30 protein-coding genes are annotated in these 24,398 nt (G+C 70.3%); 18 read left to right on the forward strand and 12 right to left on the reverse strand.

Annotated features, from left to right (window positions below; all coding sequences use genetic code 11):
• Positions 1-88: 88 nt before the first annotated feature.
• Together E9232_RS24705 and E9232_RS24710 are read right to left on the reverse strand one after the other, a co-directional pair.
• Positions 89-574, reverse strand: a complete 486-nt coding sequence (locus E9232_RS24705; protein ID WP_309798541.1) for a hypothetical protein — start codon at positions 572-574, stop codon at positions 89-91.
• Positions 575-678: 104 nt separating this feature from the next.
• Positions 679-1,302, reverse strand: a complete 624-nt coding sequence (locus E9232_RS24710; protein WP_309798543.1) for an SCO family protein — start codon at positions 1,300-1,302, stop codon at positions 679-681.
• A 70-nt stretch (positions 1,303-1,372) separates the two neighbouring features.
• On the opposite strand from E9232_RS24710, the gene E9232_RS24715 reads away from it, so the two are divergent.
• Positions 1,373-1,546 carry a hypothetical protein gene (locus E9232_RS24715; RefSeq protein WP_309798545.1) on the forward strand — a complete coding sequence of 58 codons (174 nt, stop codon included), beginning with the start codon at positions 1,373-1,375 and terminating at the stop codon, positions 1,544-1,546.
• A 5-nt stretch (positions 1,547-1,551) separates the two neighbouring features.
• Here the strand turns inward: E9232_RS24715 and E9232_RS24720 are convergent, their stop codons facing one another.
• Entirely contained in the window at positions 1,552-2,439 is an 888-nt protein-coding gene (locus tag E9232_RS24720) for an AEC family transporter (protein WP_309798547.1), read from the reverse strand.
• Positions 2,436-3,125, reverse strand: coding sequence for a phosphatase PAP2 family protein (locus E9232_RS24725; RefSeq protein ID WP_309798549.1), 690 nt, complete (start codon positions 3,123-3,125; stop codon positions 2,436-2,438). The genes E9232_RS24720 and E9232_RS24725 overlap by 4 nt, the downstream gene beginning before the upstream one ends.
• Before the next feature lie 118 nt (positions 3,126-3,243).
• Here E9232_RS24725 and E9232_RS24730 point away from each other — a divergent pair, with 118 nt between their 5' ends.
• Entirely contained in the window at positions 3,244-3,573 is a 330-nt protein-coding gene (locus E9232_RS24730; protein ID WP_309798550.1) for a hypothetical protein, read from the forward strand.
• Between the two features lie 16 nt (positions 3,574-3,589).
• Here E9232_RS24730 and E9232_RS24735 read toward each other — a convergent pair whose 3' ends face one another.
• On the reverse strand, positions 3,590-5,251 hold the full coding sequence (locus tag E9232_RS24735) for an MOSC domain-containing protein (RefSeq protein ID WP_309798552.1): 1,662 nt from the start codon (positions 5,249-5,251) through the stop codon (positions 3,590-3,592).
• A 360-nt stretch (positions 5,252-5,611) separates the two neighbouring features.
• Here E9232_RS24735 and E9232_RS24740 point away from each other — a divergent pair, with 360 nt between their 5' ends.
• Positions 5,612-6,538: a TauD/TfdA dioxygenase family protein gene (locus E9232_RS24740; protein WP_309798553.1), complete on the forward strand. Its 927-nt coding sequence runs from the start codon at positions 5,612-5,614 to the stop codon at positions 6,536-6,538.
• Between the two features lie 18 nt (positions 6,539-6,556).
• Here E9232_RS24740 and E9232_RS24745 read toward each other — a convergent pair whose 3' ends face one another.
• A complete protein-coding gene (locus E9232_RS24745) occupies positions 6,557-7,339 on the reverse strand; it encodes an SDR family NAD(P)-dependent oxidoreductase (RefSeq protein ID WP_309798554.1) in 783 nt (260 codons plus the stop codon).
• A 174-nt stretch (positions 7,340-7,513) separates the two neighbouring features.
• Here E9232_RS24745 and E9232_RS24750 point away from each other — a divergent pair, with 174 nt between their 5' ends.
• The 4 genes from E9232_RS24750 (at position 7,514) to dmeF (ending at position 9,874) form a co-directional block, all read left to right on the forward strand.
• The gene (locus tag E9232_RS24750; RefSeq protein WP_309798556.1) at positions 7,514-8,176 is read left to right on the forward strand and encodes a hypothetical protein; all 663 of its coding nucleotides are present in this window, start codon (positions 7,514-7,516) and stop codon (positions 8,174-8,176) included.
• 185 nt (positions 8,177-8,361) lie between these two features.
• A complete protein-coding gene (locus tag E9232_RS24755) occupies positions 8,362-8,655 on the forward strand; it encodes a metal-sensing transcriptional repressor (RefSeq protein WP_309798558.1) in 294 nt (97 codons plus the stop codon).
• Between the two features lie 41 nt (positions 8,656-8,696).
• The gene (locus tag E9232_RS24760; protein ID WP_309798559.1) at positions 8,697-8,876 is read left to right on the forward strand and encodes a hypothetical protein; all 180 of its coding nucleotides are present in this window, start codon (positions 8,697-8,699) and stop codon (positions 8,874-8,876) included.
• A 17-nt stretch (positions 8,877-8,893) separates the two neighbouring features.
• Positions 8,894-9,874, forward strand: a complete 981-nt coding sequence (gene dmeF, locus E9232_RS24765; protein WP_309798561.1) for a CDF family Co(II)/Ni(II) efflux transporter DmeF — start codon at positions 8,894-8,896, stop codon at positions 9,872-9,874.
• Here dmeF and E9232_RS24770 read toward each other — a convergent pair whose 3' ends face one another.
• Positions 9,875-10,876 carry a dipeptidase gene (locus tag E9232_RS24770; protein ID WP_309798562.1) on the reverse strand — a complete coding sequence of 334 codons (1,002 nt, stop codon included), beginning with the start codon at positions 10,874-10,876 and terminating at the stop codon, positions 9,875-9,877.
• A gap of 162 nt (positions 10,877-11,038) precedes the next feature.
• Between E9232_RS24770 and E9232_RS24775 the strand changes: the two genes are divergently transcribed.
• A complete protein-coding gene (locus tag E9232_RS24775; protein ID WP_309798564.1) occupies positions 11,039-11,734 on the forward strand; it encodes a hypothetical protein in 696 nt (231 codons plus the stop codon).
• Between the two features lie 69 nt (positions 11,735-11,803).
• On the opposite strand, the gene E9232_RS24780 is transcribed toward E9232_RS24775, so the two are convergent.
• Together E9232_RS24780 and E9232_RS24785 are read right to left on the reverse strand one after the other, a co-directional pair.
• Complete coding sequence (locus tag E9232_RS24780) at positions 11,804-12,334, reverse strand: peptidylprolyl isomerase (RefSeq protein WP_309798565.1); 531 nt, start codon at positions 12,332-12,334, stop codon at positions 11,804-11,806.
• Between the two features lie 100 nt (positions 12,335-12,434).
• The gene (locus E9232_RS24785) at positions 12,435-12,914 is read right to left on the reverse strand and encodes an Lrp/AsnC family transcriptional regulator (protein WP_309798567.1); all 480 of its coding nucleotides are present in this window, start codon (positions 12,912-12,914) and stop codon (positions 12,435-12,437) included.
• 188 nt (positions 12,915-13,102) lie between these two features.
• Here E9232_RS24785 and E9232_RS24790 point away from each other — a divergent pair, with 188 nt between their 5' ends.
• Both E9232_RS24790 and E9232_RS24795 read left to right on the forward strand, forming a co-directional pair.
• Positions 13,103-14,131 (forward strand): S1C family serine protease, encoded by a 1,029-nt coding sequence (locus E9232_RS24790; protein ID WP_309798569.1) that lies wholly within the window; start codon positions 13,103-13,105, stop codon positions 14,129-14,131.
• 88 nt (positions 14,132-14,219) lie between these two features.
• Entirely contained in the window at positions 14,220-14,696 is a 477-nt protein-coding gene (locus E9232_RS24795) for a YHS domain-containing (seleno)protein (RefSeq protein WP_309798571.1), read from the forward strand.
• Between the two features lie 21 nt (positions 14,697-14,717).
• On the opposite strand, the gene E9232_RS24800 is transcribed toward E9232_RS24795, so the two are convergent.
• Together E9232_RS24800 and E9232_RS24805 are read right to left on the reverse strand one after the other, a co-directional pair.
• Positions 14,718-15,323, reverse strand: coding sequence for a hypothetical protein (locus E9232_RS24800; protein ID WP_309798573.1), 606 nt, complete (start codon positions 15,321-15,323; stop codon positions 14,718-14,720).
• 70 nt (positions 15,324-15,393) lie between these two features.
• Positions 15,394-16,095: a TetR/AcrR family transcriptional regulator gene (locus E9232_RS24805; protein ID WP_309798574.1), complete on the reverse strand. Its 702-nt coding sequence runs from the start codon at positions 16,093-16,095 to the stop codon at positions 15,394-15,396.
• A gap of 213 nt (positions 16,096-16,308) precedes the next feature.
• Between E9232_RS24805 and E9232_RS24810 the strand changes: the two genes are divergently transcribed.
• Positions 16,309-17,238 carry a bifunctional helix-turn-helix transcriptional regulator/GNAT family N-acetyltransferase gene (locus E9232_RS24810; RefSeq protein WP_309798576.1) on the forward strand — a complete coding sequence of 310 codons (930 nt, stop codon included), beginning with the start codon at positions 16,309-16,311 and terminating at the stop codon, positions 17,236-17,238.
• Between the two features lie 7 nt (positions 17,239-17,245).
• Here E9232_RS24810 and E9232_RS24815 read toward each other — a convergent pair whose 3' ends face one another.
• Positions 17,246-17,812, reverse strand: a complete 567-nt coding sequence (locus tag E9232_RS24815; protein ID WP_309798578.1) for a putative glycolipid-binding domain-containing protein — start codon at positions 17,810-17,812, stop codon at positions 17,246-17,248.
• A gap of 195 nt (positions 17,813-18,007) precedes the next feature.
• On the opposite strand from E9232_RS24815, the gene E9232_RS24820 reads away from it, so the two are divergent.
• The 7 genes from E9232_RS24820 (at position 18,008) to E9232_RS24850 (ending at position 24,206) form a co-directional block, all read left to right on the forward strand.
• Positions 18,008-19,366 carry an NAD(P)-dependent oxidoreductase gene (locus E9232_RS24820; protein ID WP_309798580.1) on the forward strand — a complete coding sequence of 453 codons (1,359 nt, stop codon included), beginning with the start codon at positions 18,008-18,010 and terminating at the stop codon, positions 19,364-19,366.
• A gap of 38 nt (positions 19,367-19,404) precedes the next feature.
• Complete coding sequence (locus E9232_RS24825; RefSeq protein WP_309798582.1) at positions 19,405-19,668, forward strand: type II toxin-antitoxin system Phd/YefM family antitoxin; 264 nt, start codon at positions 19,405-19,407, stop codon at positions 19,666-19,668.
• A gap of 10 nt (positions 19,669-19,678) precedes the next feature.
• Positions 19,679-20,116, forward strand: coding sequence for a PIN domain-containing protein (locus E9232_RS24830; protein WP_309798583.1), 438 nt, complete (start codon positions 19,679-19,681; stop codon positions 20,114-20,116).
• 76 nt (positions 20,117-20,192) lie between these two features.
• Positions 20,193-21,473, forward strand: coding sequence for an NAD-dependent dihydropyrimidine dehydrogenase subunit PreA (gene preA / locus E9232_RS24835; RefSeq protein WP_309798585.1), 1,281 nt, complete (start codon positions 20,193-20,195; stop codon positions 21,471-21,473).
• A 99-nt stretch (positions 21,474-21,572) separates the two neighbouring features.
• Positions 21,573-22,097, forward strand: coding sequence for a hypothetical protein (locus E9232_RS24840; protein ID WP_309798587.1), 525 nt, complete (start codon positions 21,573-21,575; stop codon positions 22,095-22,097).
• Positions 22,098-22,124: 27 nt separating this feature from the next.
• Positions 22,125-23,381: a Zn-dependent hydrolase gene (locus E9232_RS24845; protein WP_309798588.1), complete on the forward strand. Its 1,257-nt coding sequence runs from the start codon at positions 22,125-22,127 to the stop codon at positions 23,379-23,381.
• 9 nt (positions 23,382-23,390) lie between these two features.
• Positions 23,391-24,206 carry an ABC transporter ATP-binding protein gene (locus tag E9232_RS24850; protein WP_309798590.1) on the forward strand — a complete coding sequence of 272 codons (816 nt, stop codon included), beginning with the start codon at positions 23,391-23,393 and terminating at the stop codon, positions 24,204-24,206.
• Positions 24,207-24,398: the final 192 nt, after the last annotated feature.

Raw genomic sequence — 24,398 nt, forward strand, 5'->3', positions numbered from 1 at the left:
GGGCGGATAGCGCACAGAGACCCGGATTCCGGGCCCCGGGTCCATCCGATCCGCGACGGTTTGTAGCCCGCCGCCGACGGCGGGCAGGTTACGGCTTCGGCAGGCCGGGGTCGAAGGTCGGGCCGCCCATGCAGGGCGCGACGATGTCGGAGCATTGCGCCGTGCGCTGGTAGCCGCCGGAGGTGCGGTACCGGACCTCGGCGACACGGCCGTCGACCACGGTGAAGGTGGCCTCGCAGTAGTTGGGGTCCAGCGCGCTGGTGCCGATCGGGAAGCCGACTCCGGCATTGACCGGGCTGACCCCGATGCTGGCGCCCGGGCCGCCGGTGCCGAAGCTGCCGGCGCCGGCCGCCTCGTCCGCGCTCATCCCCGCGCTCTGATAGGTCAGGTACTGGGTGTTGCCGACGTTGCGGGTGCGGTTGGGCGTGCCGGCGCAGGACAGCAGCTGGGCCTGGCTGGTGCCGACCAGTTCGGTCTGCGCGGTCAGGGCTTGCTGCTGCCGGGCGGCGCGCTCGGCGCAGCCGGTGAGGGCGACGATGGCGAGCCCGGCCAGGACGGCGTGGCGAAGGGACATGGACAACGACTCCGAGGGCAGGACGACAGATTTAGACCACGATATCACGGCCGGCGCGATCGCGAGCCGGCTTCGTCGCCCCCGGCTTTGGGCAATGCGGGGCCCTAGAGCTGCCGGGCGATGCGCTGCGCCATGTCCTGCGGCGACAGCTGCGGCGGCAGGATGTCGAGCACGGTCCACTCCGGCCCCATCAGGTAGGTGAAGGCGGAATGGTCCATCAGATAGGTGGCGCCGTCGCCCTGCGGCGCCTTCTGGTAGTAGACGCGGAAGGATTTTGCCGCCTTGGCGATCTGCTCCGGCGTGCCGCTCAGGCCGACGATGCGGGGGCTGAAGGCCTGGGCGTACTGGCCGACCACCTCGGGCGTGTCGCGCTCCGGGTCCACGGTGACGAAGACCGGGACCACCTTGTCGGCCTTCGGCCCCAGCTGGTCCAGCGCGGTGGCCATGGCCGACAGCTCGGTCGGGCAGACGTCGGGGCAGGTGGTGTAGCCGAAGAAGACCAGCGCGTATCTGCCGGCGAAGTCCTTCTCGGTGACCGGCTTGCCGGCCGGGTCGACCAGCGCGATCGGGCCGCCGACCGAGCCGAACTGGCCGACCCCGCCGCGCCCGCCCGGCGGGCCCAGCCAGAAGGCCACGGCGGCGGCGATGGCGATGGCGGGCACCGCCAGGACCAGGATGCGCAGGATCCGCTTCTTCCACATCTCGACCGGTCTTCCCCCTCGCGTCATGATCCCCGTCATAGGCGCGGCGCGGCCGCCGCGGAAGGGCGCGCTGCGTCGCACGGATCGAGGGGGACACATGGCGGATCGCAAAGGGCCGGCGGCGGCGACCGGCGATGCGGATGCGGAAAGCGGCACCGCCGGCGGCGACGACCGCCGCGAGGCGCTGGCGGCGCTGGAGGTGATGCGCCGACGCGGGCTGATCGACGAGGCGACCTATCTGGCCCGGAAGCGCGAGATCGAGGCGGGCTGAGGCCGCTACCCCATCAGCACCGCCAGCAGCACCGGCAGGGTGGCGATGCTGATCAGGGTGCCGACCACCACCGCGCCCGCCACCTCCTGCACCGGGCCGCCGTAGCGGGCGGCGAACAGGTAGTTGAACACCGCCGGCGGCATGGCGGATTGCAGGATCAGCACGCTGGCGGTCTGGTGCGGGATGTCGAACAGCCAGACCACGCCGATGCCGGCGGCGAGGCCCAGCGCCAGGCGCAGCCCGGCCAGCCACAGGCTGAGGCCGAGATTGGCGATGCGCAGGCTGGCCAGCGAGACGCCGAGCGCGATCAGCATCAGCGGCAGGGTGACGCCGCCCAGCAGCTCGGTGGCGTTGGCGAGCCAGCGCGGCGCCTCGATGTCGGCGGCGGCGAAGGCGATGGCCAGCAGGATGGCGTAGATCGTCGGCGTCTTCAGCAGCTCCGTCCACTTGCTGTGGCCGGAGGCGCAGGAGACGCCGACGGTGAACTGCAGCATGGTCATCGCGGCGGAGAAGGGCAGGGCCAGCGCCAGCCCCTCGTCGCCGAAGGCGAAATAGGCGATCGGCAGGCCGAGATTGCCGGCATTGGGCAGCATCACCGTCGGCAGGAACGGCCGCACCGCATGGCCCGACAGCCGCAGCGCCAGCCCGCCGACCAGGCCGCAGGCGAACACCGCCAGGAAGGCCAGCCCGGCCTGGCCCAGGATCTCGCCGGCCGGGACATGGAACTTGGTCAGGGCCGAGAACACCAGGCAGGGCGACCCGACATAGGTCACCAGCCGGGTGACGAAGCCGAGGTCGAAGGGATGGCGCGACCGGGCCCAGACATAGCCGACCCCGGCGGCGGCGAAGACCGGGGCCAGCACCGGGACCAGGGCTTCGATCAGGGCGATCATCGGCGCGGCGCCACCGGCCCGCCGGTCGCCTCGGCGCAGCGCCGGACCAGGAGGGCGATGACCACGCCCAGCCAGGCGCCGGCCACGATGTCGGCGGGGTAGTGCGAGGTGACGACGACCCGGCTCAGCGCCACCAGCCCGCCCAGGACGGCGAAGGCCCAGCCCCAGCGCGGATACAGGATCCACAGCGCGGTCATCGCCGTGGCCATGGTCTGGGCGTGGCCGGACGGGAAGCTGTTCGAGAACAGGTCCCAGCCGAAGGGGTGGGGCGCGAAGGCGTCCTGGCGGAACAGGTGGCGCGGCCGTGGCCGGCCGATCGCGGCCTTCAGCAGCCAGTTGGCCACGGTGGTCGCCACCAGCGCCGCCAGCATGAAGCCGAAGCCGCGGGCTTGCCGCAGCCGTCGGGCCCGCACGTCGCCATAGGCGGCCAGGAAGGCGGCGACGCGCCAGCCGAGCCAGCCCAGGATCGCCAGGGCGTACCACCACACCCCCAGGCCGATATCGGTGAAGACCTTGATCGCGGCGATCGCCGCCGACCGGCGATGGGCCTCGAACCACAGCGCCGCGGGCCGGTCGACAAAGGCGACCAGCAGCAGGCACAGCACCAGGACGGCCAGGAAGCTGGCCAGCACCGGCCGCCCGGCGAGGCGATGCCTCGATGCCGCAATGATCTCCGACAGCCCCACGCGCCCCTCCGTTGCATCGGTCGTTTACGACGGAATGGCAGGGGCGGGAAGCGCCGTTGCGGTCGTTGTTCAGCGCGAAGATAGGAGGCTATCCTTTCCCCAAAGGGGAGAGAGGCGCATGGAATGGACGCCGGCAACCAGACAGGACGTCCAAGAGGCGCTCCGGAGGGATTGGACTGGCGCCGATCCTGTCCTCCAGTCGAGACTCGGTCACTACCTTGTGGAGCCGTCTCCCGCGCTGCTGATGCGGTTCGGCAAGGAAGAGAATGCCTTCATTGTCGCGCGCGGCGCCCGCTTCGTTGTGTTCTTCGACGACGTAGAGGAGGAGTTCGGCATCGCTGAGGAGGTCGACGGCCGCCTGTCGGGCGTCTCCTTCTGCGGTGACCTGATGTTCGCACTGCAGGAGCTTCATCGCCGGGAAGGTGGCGAGCGGGACTTGAAGCCGTGAGCGCGAAACCGTGTCCTCACAGATCGAGCACGAGGTCTTCCGTGGGGCGGCTGCAGCAGATCAGCACTGTGCCGTCGGCCGGCGGGTCGATCGGCGTGGGCTGGTAGTCGACGGTGCCGGCGACCAGCCCGGTCTGGCAGTTGTGGCAGACGCCGGTCCGGCACGACCACCGGACGGGGACATCGCACGCCTCGGCCAGCTCGAGCAGGCTGTGGGCATCCGGCCGCCAGCGGACGGCGAGGCCGCTGCGCGCGAAGGTGACCTGCGGCCCGGTGCCCGCGGGGCCGTCCGGCAGGTGCGGCGGGCGCTTCGCACCGGCGGCCACGCCCGGCGTCATCGAGGGGCCGGACCCGAACGCCTCGGTGTGGATGCGGCCGGCGGCCACGCCCCAGGCCGCGAGGCCGCTGGTGAATTCGCTCATGAACGCGGCCGGCCCGCACAGATAGACATCGGCGTCGCGCGGCACGCCCAGCTCCTGCAGCACGCCCACGCTCAGGCGGCCGGGGGCATCGAAGTCGCGCCCGGGCCGGTCGGCGGGGCCGGGCGCGCTGTAGCGGATATGGCTGCGGCCATGCGCCAGGGCCGCCAGCAGCGTGCGCACTTCGGCGGCGAACGGGTGCTCCCCGCCGTTGCGGGACCCCTGAATCCACCAGACCTCCCGGGTGGATGAATCGGCGGCCAGGGCATGCAGCATGGCGAGAACAGGGGTGGCGCCGATCCCGGCGCTCAGCAGGACGACGGGGCCGTCGCCCGGCTGCAGCACGAAGCCGCCGCGCGGGGCGCTGACCTCGACGACATCCCCGATCTGGACTTGCCCGTCGATGTAGCTCCCGGCCACGCCATGGGCGTTGACGCCGACGCTGACGCGATAATGGGACGTGCCCTGCTCGCCCGACAGCGAATAGCTGCGCAGCAGGGGGGCGGCGCTGGATGCGGGCTTGAGCCGGAGCACCACGAACTGCCCGGGCGATGCCGGCGCCAGCGGATGGGTGTCGACGGGTTCCAGCACCAGCGATGTCACGCTGCCGCTCTCGCGGATCTTGCCCGCCACCCGCAGCGGCCGGAACCCCGGCCAGGCCGGGGGCGGGGCAGTCGCCGGACCCAGCCCGGGATTGCCCGCTGCGGTTCCGCCGCCCTCCCGGCGCTGCCGCAGCAGCGCCTCGAACGAGGTGCGCCAGCCCGCGCTCAAAGCCGGGATGCGCAGCGCCTGCTCCAGCTGTCCGGTCGGATGGCCCGGCAGGTACAGCAGGGCGTTGGCCTGGGCGACGGTCAGCGGCTCCGGGCCGGCGGCAAGCTGCTCGATCTCGTCGCCGGCCCCGACCTCGCCCTCCTCAAGGACGCGAAGGTAGAATCCCGGCCGGCCCTCCGCCACCAGCATGGCCGCCATCTGCGGCTCGTCCAGGCGGATGCCGACCCGGTAGCAGGTGACGCGCGGCTGGGTCACCTCGAACACCGCCTGCCCGATGCGATAGCGATCGCCGATGCGGACATCGTCGTCGGACAGGCCGTCGACGGTGAAGTTCTCCCCGAACTGTCCGTAGCCCAGCTCGGCCCGGCCGAGCCGCTGTTGCCAGTGCCGATACGAGTCGAGCTGATAGACGAAGACGGCCCGATGTTCCCCGCCATGGCCGGCGAGGTCGCCCTGGCCGTCGCCATCGATGTTGAGGCGCCGGACCATGCGCCGGCCCTGGACCGGCTCTTTCCAGACGGCCGTCCGGACCGTCTTTCCACGCCACGCGATATCGCGCGGCAGGCCGACATTGACTGAAAGCAATCGCGCCATTGTTCGCTCTGCGCCAGAGGTCCGGATGGGCTGAGCTTGTCCCGCGGCTCGGCCGGGGGCAAGGGCTTCGCTGCCGACCGGTGCGGCAGATGGCGGGCCGAGCCTGCGCGAAGGCTGAGATCCGGGTGCAGTCCAAATCCGGCATCGCAATCTTAAATAGCGTACAATTTGTGTTTTATTATAAAATTGATCTACTGATAAATGCGTTATTAAAATTCAATGCGGGCCCGATACGTAGATCAACAGGAGTGCAGCATGGGCGACCCCAGCCAGGATCGCGCGGCCGAGTCCGGCCTCGACCTTCACCCCCTCGCCGGCCGGATCGGCGCCGAGATCCGCGGGCTCCGCCTGTCGGGCGATCTCGACCCCGCCACCCTCGCCGGGCTGCGCGCGGCGCTGCACCGGCACAAGGTGGTCTTCCTGCGCGACCAGCGGCTCGACGATGCCGGGCAGGAGGCCTTCGCCCGGGCGCTGGGCGACCCGGTGGCGCATCCGACCCAGCCGGTGGCCGGCGGCGCCGACTTCCTGCTCGAGCTCGATTCCGCCCGCGGCCAGCGCGCCAACTCCTGGCACACCGACGTCACCTTCGTCGACGCCTACCCCCAGGCCTCGATCCTGCGGGCGGTGGTGCTGCCGGAGTTCGGCGGCGACACCATCTGGGCCAACACCGCCACCGCCTATCTCGACCTGCCGGCGCCGCTGCGCAGCCTGGCCGACCAGCTCTGGGCCCTGCACAGCAACGACTACGACTATGCCGCCTCGCATCCCGAGGCGACGGCGGAGCGGCTGCGCTACCACCGGGAGGTCTTCGCCTCGACCCTGTACGAGACCGAGCATCCGGTGGTGCGGGTGCATCCGGCGACCGGCGAGCGGACGCTGGTGCTGGGCCATTTCGTGCGCCGCTTCCTCGGCCTGTCGGCCAATGAATCGGCGCAGCTGTTCACGGCGCTGCAGGCCTATGTGACGCGGCCGGAGAACACGGTGCGCTGGCGCTGGCGGGTGGGCGACGTGGCGATCTGGGACAACCGCGCGACCCAGCACTACGCGGTCAACGACTATGGCGACCAGCGCCGCGTGGTGCGCCGCGCCACCATCGCCGGCGACGTGCCGGTGGCCATCGACGGCCGCCGCAGCGTGACCCGGGTCAAGGCGGCGCGCGAGGCCGAGCCGGTGGCGGCATAGGCCGTCACCGGCCGCCGGTCACCACAGGGTGTAGCCGCCGTCGATGACATAGGCCGCCCCGGTCACATAGGCGGCGGCGGGGCTGGCCAGGTAGACGGCCAGGGGACCGATCTCCGGCGGGTTGCCCGGCCGCCCCATCGGCACGTTGCGGACGAAGGTCTCGATCACTTCGGGCGCCGTTTCGTTCCAGGCCCGGTTGGCGTCGGTCATGAACAGGCCGGGGCAGATGGCGTTGACGGTGATGCCGTGCGGCGCCCAATCGGCCGCGGCGCAGCGGGTGAAATGCAGCACCGCCGCCTTGCCGGTCTCGTAGTGACGCCCGCCGATGTCGCGATTGGCGATCAGGGCGCTGATCGACGCGATGTTGATGATCCGGCCGCCCTGGCCGCGGGCCAGCATGGCGGTGCCGATGATCCGGGTGCCCAGGAAGCAGCTGGTCAGGTTGAGGTCGATCATCTCGCGCCAGGTCTCCAGCGTCTCGGCCTCGATCGGGACGTTCACCTCGCGGTTGCCGACATTGTTGATCAGGATGTCGACGGGCCCGGTTTCGGCCAGGATGCGCTCGAAGGCCGACTGGCATTCCTCCGGCACCGCCATCTCCGCCTTGACCGTCCAGGCCTGGCGGCCGCGCGCGCGGATCTCCGCGGCGGCCGCATCGAGCGTCGATTGGGTGCGCCCGGTGATGATGACATCCGCCCCGGCCTCGGCCAGGGCCAGCGCCATCTCGCGGCCCAGGCCGCGGCTCGCGCCGGTGACGAGAGCCCGCTTGCCGTCGAGCCCGAACCAATCCGCCAGTCCCATCCGAAGCCCCCATCTCTGCGCGTCGCTGCCGGTCCGACGCCACCATGGCATGGTCCCACTCGGTCCGGTAGCGCAGGCAGGTCGGCGAGCGGGAGAAAGGCCGGCGCAAGCTCCGATGGTGCGTAAACACGATGTATATAGTTTAATCCGCGTTTTTTGTTCATGATACGTTCCATGGATATGACGCAATCCGACTCCGGCGAGATCCGGCCGACCGACCCCGACCTGAAATGGACGGGATGGGCGCTGGACCGGCTGCGTGAGGCGGTCGAGATCGACAGCCGCACCAAGCGGATGACCGCCGACCAGCAGTCGCGGGGATCGGCGGAGCCGGAGACGCCGGACTACGCGCTGATGCAGTCGCGCCTGTCCCGGTCGATTCGGCTGTCGATCGCGATGACCGAACGGATCCGGGCGGATTATCTCGCGCGCCGGGACGGGCGGGAGGAGTCGGGCGAGCAGGAGCGCCGCCAGAAGCGGCGAGAGCAGGCCGTCGACTCCGCCGCCGCGGCGATGGCGCAGCCCGGCGATGTCGAGGACGCCGACACCATGCGGTCGATGGTGCGGGAGACGCTGGCCGAGGACGAGGTCCTGGACGCGCAGATCGACATGCTGTCGCCGCAGGATTTCGTGCGGGCCGTCTGCCGCAAGATCGGCCGCCCGCCGGATCCGGCGTGGCTGCCGCAGGGCTGGGACGACGGCGTCGAGGCGACGGCTGTCGAGGTTTCGCCGGCGGGGATCGCCGGACGCCGATCCGCGGAAGCCTGGCCTCGGCCGCCGGATGAGCCCGCCGCCGGCCGGGCTTTGCCGAAGCCATGGACGCCGGACAGCAGTTGAAGGTTTCATTCCTGCTCTCCTTTCCGTCATCCCCGCGACAGCGGGGATCTTGTCGCCGCTCGTGCTGATGGGGATTCCCGCTTTCGCGGGAATGACAAACTGACGTGAAGGCCCCGAAGGCCCCTCGCTCGGTTCGCGGCTCGTCGTCCCTTGCCCTATCCCCTCCAGGGGGATAGGATCGTCTCATGAGTCATGCCAACAACCCCGAGATCCTGGGCCGGCTGAAGCGGGCGCAGGGGCATCTCGCCGCCACGCTGCGCATGGTCGAGGCCGGCACCGACGGGCTCGCCATCGCCCAGCAGCTGCAGGCCGTGGTCAAGGCGGTGGAGAAGGCCAAGACCATGCTGATCCTCGACCATGTCGACCATTGCGTCGCGCATCTCAGCAACGGCGCGGGCGAGGGCCGCGATGCCCGGATGGCGGCCGAAGACCGTGATGCCCGGCTGGCCTCGCTGCGCGAGATCACCAAGTATCTGTGAGCCCCCAATTTCGTTGAGCCCCCAATTTCGTTGAGACTGCCATGTGCTGCCGTGTCGCCGTCGAACGGGTCTATCGCGAGCTGTGCGCCCGGGCCGAACCGCCGGAATGGGCCTTCGATGCCGCCTTGACCCTGTACCGCCACAACCACCCCGACGTGCCGGTGGAGCTGGCGGCGCGCGAGGTGCGCGACTGGACCGGGCATCCGGCCCTGCTGCACTGATCTTCCGGAAGATCCGAATGCACAGCCATTCCCTCGATTCCTGGCGGCACGAGCATCTGTTCCTCGGCGCCGACCACGCCCGCAACGAACGCCGCACCCGCTGGGTGGTGGTGCTGACCGCGGCGATGATGGTGGCGGAGATCGCCGGCGGCCTCGCCTTCGGGTCGATGGCGCTCTTGGCCGACGGGCTGCACATGGCCACCCATGCCGGCGCGCTCGGCGTCGCGGCGCTGGCCTATCGCTATGCCCGCCGCCACGCCCGCGACCCGCGCTTCGCCTTCGGCACCGGCAAGCTGGGCGACCTCGCCGGTTTCGCCAGCGCCCTGGTCCTGGCCGTGGTCTCGGTCGGCATCGGCTGGGAATCGGTGGTGCGGCTGCTGAACCCGGTCGCCATCGCCTATGACGAGGCGATCGTCATCGCGGTCGTCGGCCTCGCCGTCAACATCGCCAGCGCCTGGCTGCTGCGCGACGACGATCACCACGGTCATCACCACCATGGCCACGACCACGCTCATGACCATGGCCATGCTCACGACCATGGGCACCACGCCCATGGCCGCGACAACAACCTGCGCGCCGCGTACCTGCATGTGCTGGCCGATGCCGTGACCTCGGTCGGCGCCATTCTCGGCCTGCTCGCCGGCCGGTTCTATGGCTGGGCCTGGATGGACGCGCTGATGGGCATCGTTGGCGGCATCATGATCGCGCGCTGGTCCTGGGGCCTGCTGCGCGATTCGGGGGCGGTGCTGCTGGACGCGGTGCCCGACCCCGATCTCGCCGAAGCCATCCGCGGCCGGCTGGAGACCGACGGCGACCGCATCGCCGACCTGCATCTGTGGCGCGTCGGCCCCGGCCATGCCGCGGCGATCGTCTCCGTCGTCAGCGACCGGCCGCTGCCGCCGGCCCAATACAAGGCCCGGCTCGGCGGCCTTTCAGGGCTGTCGCATGTGACGGTGGAAGTGAATCCCTGCGATCACGGCCACGCCCGGGCGGCGTGATCAGCCCCAGGCGGCTTCGGCCGCGCGCAGGAAATTGCCGCCCAGGATGCCGGTGACGTCGGCTTCGCCATAGCCGCGGCGCAGCAGGATCTCCGCCAGCTCCGGCAGCTGCTCCGGCTGCACCAGGGCGATGCCGCTGTGGGCGGTGCCGTAGCCGGCCGCGGGCGGCCACCAGTAATCGCGGTCGCGGCCGGGCGGCGCGTCGTCCACCTCCGGCGCGAACAGGAAGTCGAGGCCGATCCCGACATGCACGGCGCCGACCAGCTGGGCGACGTAATCGATGTGGCGGGCCACGGTCTCGCTGCTGGCGTCGCCCAGGAACAGGCTGATGCCGTTGATGCCCACCACCCCGCCGGTGGCGGCGCAGGCGCGGATCTGCTCGTCGGTGACGTTGCGCGGGTGGTCGACCAAGGCACGCGGATTGGCGTGGCTGAACACCACCGGCCGGGTCGAGGCCGCCATGATGTCCAGGCTGGTGCGGTGCCCGGTATGCGAGCAGTCCATCAGCATGCCGACGCGGTTGACCTCGGCCACCAGGGCGCGGCCGAAGGCCGGCAGGGCGATGTCCTGGTCGTGGCAGCCGCCGGCCGCGGAGTTGTTGCGGTTGTAGGCGAAGTGGATCTGGCGCACCCCGAGGTCGTGGTACAGCCCGACCATGGCGAGGTCGCCCAGCAGCGGCAGCGATCCCTCCAGGTCGAAGCTCACGGCCAGCGTCCCGGCCGCCTTGGCGGCGCGGATCCCGGCGATGCTGCCGACCAGGGCGTAGTCGCCGGGGTGGCGGCGGATCCAGTCGCGGAAATGGGCGATGGTGCGCACCACCTGCGCCAGCGGCGTCATGTCCATGCCGATGTTGATCGAGACGTAGTCGATCCCCGCCGCCTTGTGCCGGGCCAGCAGCGAGACATCGGCGTCGGGCCGCAGCGGCAGGCAGCTGTGCGCGTCCCACACCAAGACGCGGTCGAGCAGGGCCTTGGCATCGGGCGCTATGGCATCGGCGGGCATGGCGGGCTCCGGTCACCGGGATCCGTCCAGCCCACTCCGCGCCGCCGCCGCGGTCAAGCCCGATCGGCCCTGCGGCCGATTGCCGTGGTGCCTTCCGGCCGCTATGTCACCATGCTGCGCCGGGCTGTCCGTGACCGGCCGGCCCGGAGATGGAGACCCGTTTTGCGCTGCCTGCCGATCCTCGCCGCCGCCGCTTTGGCGCTGACCGCACCGCTGGTCGGCGCCCAGGCCGAAGTCACCCAGGCCCAGGACCCCGGCGCCGCCGGCCTGTCCGACCGGCTGGCGCTGACCGCCCTGGTCCAGTCGCTGCGCGCCGGCCTCGGCGCCACCGACAGCGCCACCCTGTTCCTGGAGGATTGGTGCGGCCGCTACGGCCTGGCCCCGGTGGGGAAGATCGTCGCCAAGCGGGTGCCCGGCGACGTGCCCTTGACCGCGGAGCAGAGGGCGCGGCTGGAGATCGACGCCAGCGAGCCGGTGGTCTACCGCCGGGTGCAGCTGACCTGCGGCGACCAGGTGCTGTCCGAGGCCGACAACTGGTACCTGCCGAACCGGCTGACCCCCGAGATCAACCAACAGCTGACCGAGACCGAGACGCCGTTCGGCCGCGCCATCCGGCCGCTGGTCCCGTCGCGCCGTACCCTGGCCTCGACCCTCTTGTGGCAGACCCTGCCCGAGGGGTGGGAGCGCCAGCCGTCCGGCCAGCTGGCCGCCTGGGCCGCCACCGCGCCGGCCCTGGCCTACGACCCCGCGACCTCGCTGTTCGAGAACCGCGCCATCGTGCTGCGCCAGGACGGCAAGCCGATCTCCGAGGTGCGCGAGACCTACAAGATGCCGCTGATCGCCTTCCGCTTCCGCTGAAACGAAAGAAGCCCGGCCACACCTTTGAAAGGCGGGGCCGGGCTTCGTGTCGATCGATCGGTGCCGGTCTTACTTGACGTCGGCCGCGACCTGGATCTTGACGATCTTGTCCGGGTTCGCCGGCGGCTCGCCGCGCTTGATCTTGTCGACGAACTCCATGCCCTCCACCACCTGGCCCCAGACGGTGTACTGGCCGTTCAGGAAGTCGCCGGCGGCGAACATGATGAAGAACTGGCTGTCGGCGCTGTTCGGGCTCTGCGACCGGGCCATGCCCAGGGTGCCGCGCTTGAACGGCTCCTTGCTGAACTCGGCGTCGATCTTCTGGCCCGAGCCGCCCATGCCGGTGCCGGTGGGGTCGCCGGTCTGGGCCATGAAGCCCTCGATCACGCGATGGAACACGATGCCGTCATAGAAGCCCTGGCGCACCAGCTCCTTGATGCGGGCGACATGCTTGGGGGCGAGGTCGGGGCGCAGCTCGATCACCACCCGGCCATAGGTCAGGTCGAGGTAGAGGGTGTTTTCGAGATCGCGGGCCGAAGCCGTATTGGCGATGGTCATGGCGAGGAGAAGACTCCCGAGAAGTTTGAAGAAACGCGTCATGCGCTGGGCGCTCCGGACGGGTCGCGAAAGGTGGCGCAGACAAGCACGGGTCGGGCCGCGAGACAACCCGGTGCGGCATGTGGGCCCAGATCCGGCGCCGTCAGGGCGCGGGGCGCAGCGGCAGCCGTCGGCTGTCCTTGATGGTGTCGAGCACGATGCGCGAGCGGATGGCCGAGACGCCGTCGATCCGCATCAGCGTGTCCATGATGAAACGCGACAGGTCCTTCAGGTCCGGCGCCACCACCCGCAGCTCGTAATCGGCGTCGCCGGTCACGGCGCAGCATTCGACGATCTCGGGGTGGCGCTGCACCGCCTCGCGGAAGGCCTCGGCCGTGAAGGCGCCGTGCTTCTCCAGCGTGATCGAGATGTAGGCTGCGACGGCCAGCCCGATGCGGTCGGGGTCCAGCAGCGCGGCATAGCCGCGAATCACCCCGGCCTCCTCCAGCCGCTGCAGCCGGCGGGCGCATTGCGACGGCGACAGCAGCACCTGCTCGGCCAAAGCGATGTTGCTCATCCGCGCATCGTCCTGCAGCGCGGCCAGGATCCGCCAGTCGAAGGCATCCAGCGCGTCTGTCGCCATATCCGGTCGTCCCCGAAGCCGGCGCTGCGCGAATCGCGCATGCCGCGCCCGAACCATACGTCGGACCGCCGTCCTCGTCAGCCCTGCGCCCACCTCACGGTGTTCCCCTTGGGTTCTCATCCCGGCATGCCCACATCTTGGAAGCGGGGCGCGCCGGGTGGCCGCCCCTTCCACCCCAAGGTCCAGTCATGCCCGGATACGAAACCCGCTTCCTCCTCGACGCCGCGGCGCCGGGGCCCGAGGCCTCGACACCATCCGCCCCTGCCAATGCTCCCGCGGGGTCTGGTGCACTCGACGCCTATTCCCGCACCGTGATCGACGCGGTGCGCGCCGCCGCGCCCGCCGTGGTCCATCTCCGCGTCTCCGGCAAGGGGCCGGACGGCACGCCGGTGCCGCGCGGCAGCGGCTCGGGCGTGATCTTCACCCCCGACGGCTTCGTGCTGACCAACAGCCATGTGGTCCGCGGCGCCGCCTCGATCACCGCCACGCTCAGCGACGGCCGCGTCGTCGTCGCCTGGCCGGTCGGCGACGATCCCGACACCGATCTCGCGGTGCTGCGGCTGCACGACGTGGTGCCCGGCTGGGCGCCGTTCGGGTCCTCCGCCGCGCTGCAGGCCGGCCAGCTGGTGGTCGCCATCGGCAACCCGCTCGGCTTCGAGGCCACGGTGACGGCCGGCGTGGTCAGCGCCCTCGGCCGGTCCTTGCGCGGCCTGTCCGGGCGCCAGATCGACGGCGTGCTGCAGACCGACGCGGCGCTGAACCCCGGCAACAGCGGCGGGCCGCTGGTCGACGCCGCCGGCCGGGTGGTCGGCATCAACACCGCGATGATCGCCGGCGCCCAGGGCCTGTGCTTCGCCATCGGCAGCGACACCGCCGTGGTGGTGGCGTCGGAGCTGATCCGCCACGGCCGGGTGCGCCGGGCCTCGCTCGGCATCGCCGCCCAGACGGTGCGGCTGCCGCGGCCGATGCAGCTGGCGCTGGGCCTGCCCGAAGCCGCCGGCGTGCGGGTGGCCGAGGTGCTGGCCGGCGGCGCCGGGGCCGCGGCGCTGCGGGTCGGCGACGTCATCCTGGCGATCGATGGGCATGCGGTCGACGGCGTCGATGCGCTGCACCGGCTGCTGGGGGTCGAGCGGGTCGGCATCGCCACCGCCCTGCGCCTGCTGCGCGACGGCCGGGCCCAGGAGGCGACGGTGACGCCGCAGGAGCGGCTGGGCTGAATCGGGCGGCGGCGCTGTAACGGACGGCGCCTCCCCTGCGTAGGGGAGTCACAGGACAACCATCCGTGGCTCCCCGGGAGGCCCACCCATGCTCGACCGTCGCACCCTTCTCCTGCTGATCGGCCTGCTGGCCGTCCCGGCGCTGCCGGCCGTGGCGGCCGAGGCGCCACCGCACCCGGTCAACACCCTCGGCTCGACCGACAATGTCGCGATCCGCGGCTACGACCCGGTCGCCTATTTCACCGATGGCGGGCCGCGCCAGGGCAAGCCGGAATTCGCGGTGCAGCAGGACGGCGCCACCTGGTGGTTCGCCAGCGCCGAGCACAAGGCCGCGTTCGCGGCCGACCCCGACAAGTACATGCCGGCCTTCGGCGGCTTCTGCGCCTTCGGCACCTCGCGGGGCTATCTGGTCAAGATCGAGCCCGAGGCCTGGTCGATCGTCGACGGCCGGCTCTACCTCAACTACGACCTCGGCGTCCGCGACACCTGGGCCAAGGACATCAAGGGCAACATCGACAAGGCTAGCGCCAACTGGCCCAGCCTCGGCGCCAAGGACATCAAGTAGCGGGCGGGCGCCGCCTCCGCGCTATTCGAACTTGGTGGCCAGGCTGACGGCGTAGCCGCCGATGCCGCCGCCCATCAGCACCACGCCGGGCAGGTCGTGGGCCTCGATGTTGCCGATGTCCTTCTCGCGGGTATAGAAGCCGGCACGGGCGTACTGGGCGTCGTAGTACTCGCCCAGCCGCTTGGCATAGGCCACCTGCTGCGGCCCGTCGGTCGGCTGCTGCGTCTGGGCCCGGACATAGCTCTGCAACGCCATGTTGACCTCGCGCTGCGAGGCGATGGCGGTGCCAGGATACAGCTTCACCCGCTCGGACATGAAGCCGGCGGCCTGGGCCTCCGGCATGTCGTTCTGCTTCAGCGCCACGCGCCGCAGCCCGTCCCAGGCGTCGGTCAGGTCGGGCCAGGCCAGCCCGGCCTGCCGGTACAGGTCCTTGGCCTGGGCCGGGTTCCGGGCCTCGGCCGCCTTGGCCTGGGCCAGCAGCGCCTCGCCCCGGCTCTGGTCGAATCCGGCCTGGCCGGGCGCGGCGGCATCCTGCAGCACCAGCGGCGGCAGGGCCGCCTGGGGCGGCTCCGCGGCACAGGCGGCGAGGGCGAGAAGGACCAGCGGGGTGAGGGCACGCAGCAGCATGGCCTTTCCTTAGCGCAAAGCGGGGCGCGCCGCCATCGACGCGTGGCGCCGCAGCATCACGCCGGGCGGTTCAGCCGCCGCGCGGCGGCTTCAGGCCGCAGCCGCGCAGGATCAGCCCGGTGACGTGCCGGCTGGCGACCAGGAAGACGTCGTCATCCATGGTTTCGCGCCCCAGCACCGCCCGGATCTGGGCCTCGAAATCGGCATAGGTCTGGGTCGCGGCCCACAGGGTGAACACCAGGTGGCGGGGGTCGACCGGCGCCATCCGGCCGGCGGCGATCCAGCCCTCGATCACCCGCGTCTTCTCGTCCAGCGTCCGCTTCAGCTTGCCCGAGAGGTAGTCGGCGACCTGCGGCGCGCCGTGGATGATCTCGTTGGCGAAGACCTTGGAGGCCAGCGGCCGGGTGCGCGACCAGTGCATCTTGTCGCGGATATAGGCGGCCAGGGCCTCGGCCGGGTCGCGTTCCGGCACCAGATGGTCGAAGGCGTCGACCCACAGGTCCAGGATGCGGGCCAGCACGGCGCGGTACAGCGTCTCCTTGGTGCCGAAATAGTAGTGGAGGTTGGCCTTGGGCAGGCCGGCGCGCTCGGCGATGCCCTGCATGGTGGCGCCGGAGAAGCCGGCCTCGGCGAACACGCCCTCGGCCGCGTCCAGGATCTGCGCCTCGCGGGCCCGGCGCAGGCGGCCGCCGGACACCGCGCCGGGCCGCGACAGCGACCCCAGGGTCTCGTCGGTCTCGTCCGGCTGGTCCAGCGTCTCGGCGTCGTTCATGCCGGCATCATCGGTCGGAACACCGGCCGCGTCGATAGCGGATCCGGTCAGGTTCCGGCGGCCGCTGCGCCGTGGCGGCCGGGGCTGGTGCCAGATGGGCGATTGCGGCACCGGCCGCCGAGGCGCGGCGATTTTGCCAGCGAAAGGCTGAACGCATTTAGTTGACTCCGTCAATCAACTGTTTGACGTTGCCATGCTTTCGATGAGGATGGCATGGCCGAAATCGACCTGGCGGATCACGTCGCCGCGATGTGTCGCTTCAATCGCTTCTACACCCAGCGGATCGGCGTGCTGGAGGAAGGGCTGCTGCGGAGCCCGTTCTCGCTGACCGAACTGCGGGTGCTGTACGAGCTGGCGCATCGCGACGGCCCCAGCGCCAGCGATCTCGGCCGGGCGCTGGGGCTCGACCCCGGCTATCTCAGCCGCATCCTGGGCGGCTTCGAACGCCAGGGACTGATCGCCCGCAGCCCGTCGCCGCAGGACGGGCGGCAGAGCCTGCTGGCCCTGACCCCGGCGGGCCGGGCGGTGCTGGAGCCGCTCGAGGATCGCTCGCGCGAAGCCATCGCCCGGCTGCTGCGCGGCCTGACGTCGCCGCAGCAGGCCCGGCTGAGCGAGGCGTTCCGCACCGTGGAAGGGCTGCTCGACAGCGCCGGCGAGCGCGGCGCGTCCACCCTGCTGCGGTCGCACCGTCCGGGCGACCTGGGCTGGATGGTCCAGCGCCACGCCGTGCTCTATGTCCGCGACTTCGGTTGGAACGACCGCTTCGAGGCGCTGGTGGCGGAGATCGCGTCGCAGTTCCTGGCCGGGCACGATCCCCGGCGCGAGCATTGCTGGATCGCCGAGCTAGACGGCGAACCGGTCGGGTCGGTGATGCTGGTGCGGCAATCCGACAGCGTGGCCAAGCTGCGGCTGCTGCTGGTGGAGCCGAAGGCACGCGGCCACGGCATCGGCGGCCGACTGGTCGACGAATGCATCCGCTTCGCCCGCCTGGCCGGCTATTCCAAGATCACGCTGTGGACCAACGCGGTGCTGGTCTCGGCCCGGCGGATCTATGAGACCGCCGGTTTCCGCCTGGTCGATGCCCGGCCGCATCTCGACTTCGGGCCGCAGATGATCGGCGAGACCTGGGAGCTGGAGTTGTGACGGCCCCTTACTCCACCCTGCGGTACAGGCCGGGATAGTCCAGCACCAGCTCGTTGGCGTCGGTGCTGATCTCGGCGCTGAAGCCGCTGCCGTCGAGCGATTCGTAGCGCCAGCGCCGCGCCGCCAGGGCGGTGTAGCGCTGCTCGGTCGCGAAAGGCACCAGGTCGGGCAGCGGCAGGTACGCAACCTTGATCACCGCGGACTCGCCGGGTTCCAGCCGCAGTCGCCGGATCGGCAGGGTGTTGGTGAAGGGTGTCGCCACCAGGTCGACATCGATGCAGCCGTCGAGGTCGGGCAGGGCCGTGCCGTCCCCCGTGGTCCAGGCGCCGCCGCCATCGGCGATCAGCCGCAGCCGGCGGTCGCCGGCATGATCGGTCACCGCCACCGACCGCACCCGCCATTCGGCGTCGAGCACGATGGTGTAGGTCAGCGCCCACTGCACGCCGCCGCCGGGGTGGTCGGCATCGCCGCCGATCACGACGCTGTCGGCCTGGATCCAGGCGCCGCTGCGGTGCAGCCGCAGATGCTCCAGCCCGGTGCCCTCGGCCGGCGCCCAGCGGACATGTCGGTCCATGTGCCCACTCCTCATCGTTCTTGAAACGTTCTTAGCACGATTCGCCGCTGCGCAACAATCGATAATGAGAGTGACTATCAATTGAAAATTGAGTTGACCATTTGGTCAGGTTCTCGATACCGTCGAGGCCAGGAGAGGCGGTGCCGACGATCGAATCCGGGAATCCGGAACCGGCGGCCATGGGGAGACTGACGGATGACCACGGGATCCGACATCGCGGCAGGACGCCTGGGCGCCGACCGCATCGCCGACGACTTCGCGGAAATCCACCCGCCGCTGGACCGGCGCACCGCGCTGATCGAATCCAGCCGCTGCTATTTCTGCTACGACGCGCCCTGCATCGAGGCCTGCCCGACCGGGATCGACATCCCCGCCTTCATCAAGGGCATCGCCACCGACAATGTGAAGGGCGCCGCGCAGACCATCCTGACCGCCAACATCATGGGCGGCATGTGCGCCCGGGTCTGCCCGGTCGAGGAGCTGTGCGAAGAGGCCTGCGTCCGCAACCACCAGGAAGAGAAGCCGGTGACGATCAGCGCGCTGCAGCGCTACGCCACCGACCATGTGTTCCAGCGCGACATCCAGCTGTTCAGCCGGGCGCCCGCCACCGGCAAGCGGATCGCCGTGGTCGGCGCCGGGCCGGCCGGCATCGCCTGCGCCCATCGCCTCGCCGTGCTCGGCCATGACGTGGTCGTCCTCGAGGCGAAGGAAAAGGGCGGCGGCCTGAACGAATACGGCCTTGCCGCCTACAAGATGGCGGATGATTTCGCCCAGGCCGAGCTGGCCTACATCCTCGAGATCGGCGGCATCGAGATCCGCACCGGCGTGATGCTGGGCCGCGACGTCACCTTGGCCCAGCTGCGGCAGGATTTCGACGCCGTCTTCCTCGGCCTCGGCCACAATGCGGTCAACGCGCTGGGCTGCGACGGCGAGGCGCTGGCCGGGGTCGAGAGCGCGGTCGACTTCATCGCCCGACTGCGCCAGGCCGACGACAAGGCCTCGGTGCCGGTCGGCCGGCGCGTCGTGGTGATCGGCGGCGGCAACACCGCGATCGACGCCGCCACCCAGGCCAAGCGGCTGGGGGCGGAGGAGGTCACCCTCGTCTACCGCCGCGGCGCCGAACAGATGTCCGCGACCTGGAAGGAGCAGGACTGGACCCAGGTCAACGGCGTCACCGTCCGGCATTGGGCGCAGCCGCGCCGCATCCTGGGTTGGCCGGCCAACGGCCGCGGTCCGTCGGTGAAGGAGGTCGAGTTCGAGCACACCCAGCTCGACGCCCAGGGCCGGCTGGCCGGCACCGGCGACCGCTTCACCGTGCTGGCCGACCAGGTCTTCACCGCCATCGGCCAGTACCTCGTGCCGTCTGCATTCGCGAATAAAGCTGAGACGCTCGATATGGCCGGCAACCGCATCGCGGTGAACGAAGAGCGGCAGACCTCGCTGTCCGGCGTCTGGGCCGGTGGCGACTGCGTGCCGGGCCAGGACCTGACCGTCAGCGCCGTGCAGGACGGCAAGCTGGCGGCGCTGTCGATCGACCGGGCGCTGCGGCGCTGAATGTGCTACATTAGTAGCGCATTCGGAGGAGTGATGCGATGAGCGATGGATCGAGCACCACCATCACGCTGCGCGAGGCCAACCAGGGCTTCGCCGAGATGATCCGCGCGGTCGAATCCGGCCAGGAATTCGTCATCACCCGGCGGGGCCAGGCGGTGGCGCGGGTCGTGCCGATGTCGCGCCGGCGCGTCCTGACCCCGTCCCAGGAGGCAGCGCTGGAGCGAACCCGGGCGCGCATGGCCCATGGCTACCGCAGCGCATCGCCGGAGCCTTTCGACCGCGACGCGCTGCATGACCGATAGGCGGTTCACCTTGGACACCAACATCCTCGTCTATGCGATCGACAGCGCCGAAGGTGACAAGCATCGGCGGGCGAGGGAGATCGTCGAGCGCGCGGCCCGGGCCGATTGCGTCCTGACGCTCCAGGCGCTGGGGGAGTTCTACGTCACCTCGCAGCGCCGCCGCCTGCTGCCGGCGGCCGACGCCGCGGCCCAGATCGGCGACTGGGTGGAGCTGTTCGCAACGGCTGCTTCGGTTGAGCTGACTGTCGTGACGGCCGCGCGGGAAGCCGCCGCGAAGCGGTTCGGCTACTGGGACGCCATGATGTTGGCGACGGCCGACAGCCATGGCTGCACCACGCTGCTGAGCGAGGACATGGTGGACGGCGTGGCGCTGGGCGGCGTCACCGTGCGCAACCCCTTCCGGGGTGCGCAACTGCCGGACGAGATCGAGGCGCTGTTGACGGTTTGACCCGGCCGGCACCGCCGGTCGGATGACGATTTTACAAGCGGCCGGCAGAGCCGCGGAACACCAGCTGGAGGCTGTGATGGCCGATCTGACCAACAATTTCCTGGGGATCCGCTCCCCGAACCCGTACTGGCTGGCCTCGGCGCCGCCGACGGACAAGGAATACAACGTTGTCCGCGCCTTCCGCGCCGGCTGGGGCGGCGTGGTGTGGAAGACGCTGGGCGAGGATCCGCCGGTGGTCAACGTCTCCTCCCGCTACGGCGCGGTCAGCTACAACGGCACCCGGGTCGCCGGCCTCAACAACATCGAGCTGATCACCGACCGGCCGCTGGAGCTGAACCTGCGCGAGATCAAGCAGGTCAAGCGCGACTGGCCGGACCGGGCGATGATCGTGTCGCTGATGGTGCCCTGCGAGGAGGAGAGCTGGCGCGCGATCCTGCCGCTGGTCGAGGACACCGGCGCCGACGGGATCGAGCTGAATTTCGGCTGCCCGCACGGCATGTCCGAACGCGGCATGGGCTCCGCCGTTGGCCAGGTGCCAGAATATGTCGAGATGGTCGCGCGCTGGTGCAAGCAGTACACCCGCATGCCGGTGATCGTGAAGCTGACGCCGAACATCACCAACATCCTGGGGCCGGCGCGGGCGGCCAAACGCGGCGGCGCCGACGCGGTGTCGCTGATCAACACCATCCAGTCCGTGGTCTCGATCGACCTCGACCTGATGGCGCCGACGCCCACGGTCGACGGCCGCGGCACCCATGGCGGCTATTGCGGCCCGGCGGTGAAGCCGATCGCGCTGCGCATGGTCGGCCAGATCGCGCGCGACCCGGAATGCCAGGGCATGGCGATCTCCGCCATCGGCGGCGTCTCGACCTGGCGCGACGCGGCCGAGTTCATGGCGCTGGGCGCCACGAACGTCCAGGTCTGCACCGCGGCGATGACCCACGGCTTCAAGATCGTCGAGGACATGTCGTCCGGCCTGGCCAACTGGATGGACGAGAAGGGCTATGCCGGCACCCGCGCCTTCCAGGGCCTGGCGGTGCCGAACTTCGTCGAATGGCAGGATCTGAACATCAACTTCAAATCCGTCGCCAACATCAACCAGGACGCCTGCATCCAGTGCGGCAAGTGCTACATCGCCTGCGAGGACACCTCGCACCAGTCGATCTTCGCCCTGCGCACGCCTGAGGGCGGCCGGCGCTACGAGATCAACGAGGAAGAGTGCGTCGGCTGCAACCTGTGCATGCATGTCTGTCCGGTCGACGACTGCATCACCATGGAGACGGTGGACACCGGCCGGCCCTATCTGAACTGGCAGCACCACCCCAACAACCCGATGCGTAAGGACGCTGCGGAATAGCCCCTTCACTTTGATACGATTTGGATTCGTCGGCATGGGGGTGATCGGTCATGATGGCCCCCTTTTCCGACCATTCGACACGATGAGGCGAGGGGTATGATGGCTTTCAAGCGACGCGCGGTGCTGGTGGGGATTATGGCCGCGGCGCTGGCCGGCTGTGCCGGCAAGGGGCCGGCGAACACGCCGGTGGCGGAAGCGAAGATCGACGATTTCGCGGGATCCTGGATCGGGTCGAGCCAGGAGGAGACCCAGCGGGCCGCGGCGGTGATCCTGGAGGCGCATGCCGATGGCGGCTTCCGCCTGTTCTGGCGCAACGTCCAGGCCGGGGAGAAGCCCGGCGAGGGTCTCGAGTTCCGCGAGCGTGAGCTGGCCTTCAAGGCCTCGACCCGGCCGAACTTCTGGACCGCCACGGTCCCGGCCGACCGCGCCTACGCCACCGCCAGCCTGGCCGGCCCGACCCTGACGGTCGAGGTCGTCGGCACCACCCAGGACGGCAAGGTCGAGCGCCAGCTCTACCGCCGCACCCTGGTCGACGGCACCCATCTGAAGCTGGCCTATACCCGCGAAGTGGCGGGCCAGCCGGCCTCGACCATCGAGGGTGAATTCATCCGCAAGCCGGCCTGATCGCGGCGATCCGTCCAAGGAGTGACGATGCAGCAGAATATCCAGATCGACCCGCAGCGCCTTTGGGACGCGATCATGGAAACCGCGGAGTTCGGGAAGACGGTCAAGGGCGGGGTCAAGCGCCTGACCCTGACCGATCTCGACAAGCAGGTGCGGGACTGGTTCCGGCAACAGTGCGAGGCGGTCGGCTGCATCGTCACGGTGGACGAAATCGGCAACATGTTCGCCCGCCGGCCGGGCCGGGATGACTCGCTGCCGCCGATCTGCATCGGCAGCCATCTCGACACCCAGCCGACGGGCGGCAAGTTCGACGGCATCCTCGGGGTCCTCTCGGGCCTCGAGCTGCTGCGCACCCTGCACGACACCGGCTACGAGACCAACGCCCCGATCGAGGTCATCAACTGGACCAACGAGGAGGGCTCCCGCTTCGCGCCGGCGATGCTGGCCTCCGGCGTCTTCGCCGGGGTGTTCACCAAGGACTACGCCTACAGCCGCGAGGACCGCGACGGCCTGCGCTTCGGCGACGAGCTGGACCGCATCGGCTATCGCGGCCCGGTCCCGGTCGGCCAGCGCCAGCTCGGCGCGCATTTCGAGCTGCATATCGAGCAGGGTCCGATCCTCGAGAACGAGGACAAGGTGATCGGCGTCGTCACCGGCGTGCAGGGCATGCGCTGGTACGAGGTGACGGTGACCGGCCGTGAGAGCCATGCCGGCTCGACCCCGATGCGGCTGCGGCGCGACGCGCTGCGCGGCGCCGCCCGGATGATCGAGGCGGTGATCGCGGTCGGCGACGCCACCGCGGATGCGGTCGCCACGGTCGGCCTGGTCGAGGTGCGGCCGAACAGCCGCAACGTGATCCCGGGCGAGGTGTTCTTCACCATCGACTACCGCCATCCCGACGATGCGAAGATCGGGGTGATGGAAACGGCGGCACGGGCGGCGATCGAACGGATCGCGGCCGAGCTGAAGCTCGAGGTCAAGCTCGACGCGATCTGGGATTCGCCGGCGGTGAAGTTCGACCCGGCCTGCATCGATGCGGTGGAGGCCGCGGCCCAGGCCAACGGCTTCAGCCATCGCCGCATCGTCTCCGGCCCCGGGCATGATTCGGCCTATATCGCCCGGGTGGCGCCGACCGCGATGATCTTCGTGCCGTGCCGCGAGGGCATCAGCCACAACGAGGAGGAGAGCATCGAGTTCGACCACGCTGCCGCCGGGGCCAATGTGCTGCTGCGCGCCGTGCTCGACTACGACCGCTCGCTCGAGCAGCCCGGAAAGGCGGCCTGAGGCATGGTGGTGTCGGCGGTCCGACAGTCCCCGCAGGCGGCCTCCGCCGCGCCGCCGGTGGTCGAGGCCCGGCGCCTCGGCCTGACCTTCCAGACCGCCGACGCGCCGGTGGTGGCGCTGCAGGACATCGACCTGACCATCGGCGAGGGTGAGTTCGTGTCGCTGATCGGCCCGTCCGGCTGCGGCAAGACCACGCTGATGCGGGTGGTGGCCGACCTGGTGCAGCCGACCTCCGGGTCGGTCACCGTCAACGGCATGACGCCGGAACAGGCGCGGCTGGCCCGCGCCTATGGCTATGTGTTCCAGGCGCCGGCGCTCTACCCCTGGCGCAATGTCCGCCGCAACGTCGAGCTGCCGCTGGAGATCATGGGCGTGCCGGCGGCGGAGCGGCAGGACCGGGCGCGCCAGGCGCTGGCCACCGTCGGGCTCGGCCAGTTCGAGAAGAAGTTCCCCTGGCACCTGTCCGGCGGGATGCAGCAGCGGGCCTCGATCGCCCGCGCCCTCGGCTTCCAGCCCAAGCTGCTGCTGATGGACGAACCCTTCGGCGCGCTGGACGAGATCACGCGGGACAACCTCAACGTCCATCTGCTGGATTTGTGGAACCGCACCAACCTGACCGTGATCTTCGTCACCCATTCGATCCCGGAGGCGGTGTTCCTGTCGTCAAAGATCGTGGTGATGTCGCCGCGGCCGGGCCGGATCCTCGACGTGATCGACAGCGGCCTGCCGCGCGACCGTGACCTCGACATCCGCGAGACCCCGGAATTCCTCGCCATCGCCCAGCAGGTCCGCGAAGGCCTGCGCGCCGGGCACTCCTACGAATGAATCCCCTTCTGCGCAGGACGTCCTCTTTCTTGTCCCCCCTCCCCCTGTGGGAGGGGGGTAGGGGGAGGGGGTTCCAGCCGCAAGCGCCGGCATCGGGTTTTCGGGCGAAGGTGAATAACGTCGGTCGGCCGGTCCTCCGCCCTTCGATCGGCAACCCCCTCCCCCTACCCCCCTCCCGCAAGGGGAGGGGGG

The sequence above is a fragment of the Inquilinus ginsengisoli genome, assembly GCF_031453975.1.
Taxonomy (GTDB): domain Bacteria; phylum Pseudomonadota; class Alphaproteobacteria; order DSM-16000; family Inquilinaceae; genus Inquilinus; species Inquilinus ginsengisoli_A.

Bases quoted from the DNA above. Each gene is read 5' to 3' on its own strand.
- E9232_RS24800 (WP_309798573.1), bottom strand. From the start codon at position 15,323: ATGCTGCTGCGTGCCCTCACCCCGCTGGTCCTTCTCGCCCTCGCCGCC.
- E9232_RS24720 (WP_309798547.1), bottom strand. From the start codon at position 2,439: ATGATCGCCCTGATCGAAGCCCTGGTCCCGGTGCTGGCCCCGGTCTTC.
- E9232_RS24715 (WP_309798545.1), top strand. From the start codon at position 1,373: ATGGCGGATCGCAAAGGGCCGGCGGCGGCGACCGGCGATGCGGATGCG.
- E9232_RS24780 (WP_309798565.1), bottom strand. From the start codon at position 12,334: ATGACGCGTTTCTTCAAACTTCTCGGGAGTCTTCTCCTCGCCATGACC.
- E9232_RS24750 (WP_309798556.1), top strand. From the start codon at position 7,514: ATGGATATGACGCAATCCGACTCCGGCGAGATCCGGCCGACCGACCCC.
- E9232_RS24740 (WP_309798553.1), top strand. From the start codon at position 5,612: ATGGGCGACCCCAGCCAGGATCGCGCGGCCGAGTCCGGCCTCGACCTT.
- E9232_RS24815 (WP_309798578.1), bottom strand. From the start codon at position 17,812: ATGGACCGACATGTCCGCTGGGCGCCGGCCGAGGGCACCGGGCTGGAG.
- E9232_RS24820 (WP_309798580.1), top strand. From the start codon at position 18,008: ATGACCACGGGATCCGACATCGCGGCAGGACGCCTGGGCGCCGACCGC.
- E9232_RS24790 (WP_309798569.1), top strand. From the start codon at position 13,103: ATGCCCGGATACGAAACCCGCTTCCTCCTCGACGCCGCGGCGCCGGGG.
- E9232_RS24730 (WP_309798550.1), top strand. From the start codon at position 3,244: ATGGAATGGACGCCGGCAACCAGACAGGACGTCCAAGAGGCGCTCCGG.
- E9232_RS24745 (WP_309798554.1), bottom strand. From the start codon at position 7,339: ATGGGACTGGCGGATTGGTTCGGGCTCGACGGCAAGCGGGCTCTCGTC.
- preA (WP_309798585.1), top strand. From the start codon at position 20,193: ATGGCCGATCTGACCAACAATTTCCTGGGGATCCGCTCCCCGAACCCG.
- E9232_RS24735 (WP_309798552.1), bottom strand. From the start codon at position 5,251: ATGGTCCGGCGCCTCAACATCGATGGCGACGGCCAGGGCGACCTCGCC.
- E9232_RS24785 (WP_309798567.1), bottom strand. From the start codon at position 12,914: ATGGCGACAGACGCGCTGGATGCCTTCGACTGGCGGATCCTGGCCGCG.
- E9232_RS24755 (WP_309798558.1), top strand. From the start codon at position 8,362: ATGAGTCATGCCAACAACCCCGAGATCCTGGGCCGGCTGAAGCGGGCG.
- E9232_RS24805 (WP_309798574.1), bottom strand. From the start codon at position 16,095: ATGAACGACGCCGAGACGCTGGACCAGCCGGACGAGACCGACGAGACC.
- E9232_RS24845 (WP_309798588.1), top strand. From the start codon at position 22,125: ATGCAGCAGAATATCCAGATCGACCCGCAGCGCCTTTGGGACGCGATC.
- E9232_RS24770 (WP_309798562.1), bottom strand. From the start codon at position 10,876: ATGCCCGCCGATGCCATAGCGCCCGATGCCAAGGCCCTGCTCGACCGC.
- E9232_RS24760 (WP_309798559.1), top strand. From the start codon at position 8,697: ATGTGCTGCCGTGTCGCCGTCGAACGGGTCTATCGCGAGCTGTGCGCC.
- E9232_RS24840 (WP_309798587.1), top strand. From the start codon at position 21,573: ATGGCTTTCAAGCGACGCGCGGTGCTGGTGGGGATTATGGCCGCGGCG.
- E9232_RS24795 (WP_309798571.1), top strand. From the start codon at position 14,220: ATGCTCGACCGTCGCACCCTTCTCCTGCTGATCGGCCTGCTGGCCGTC.
- dmeF (WP_309798561.1), top strand. From the start codon at position 8,894: ATGCACAGCCATTCCCTCGATTCCTGGCGGCACGAGCATCTGTTCCTC.
- E9232_RS24810 (WP_309798576.1), top strand. From the start codon at position 16,309: ATGGCCGAAATCGACCTGGCGGATCACGTCGCCGCGATGTGTCGCTTC.
- E9232_RS24825 (WP_309798582.1), top strand. From the start codon at position 19,405: ATGAGCGATGGATCGAGCACCACCATCACGCTGCGCGAGGCCAACCAG.
- E9232_RS24710 (WP_309798543.1), bottom strand. From the start codon at position 1,302: ATGACGCGAGGGGGAAGACCGGTCGAGATGTGGAAGAAGCGGATCCTG.
- E9232_RS24705 (WP_309798541.1), bottom strand. From the start codon at position 574: ATGTCCCTTCGCCACGCCGTCCTGGCCGGGCTCGCCATCGTCGCCCTC.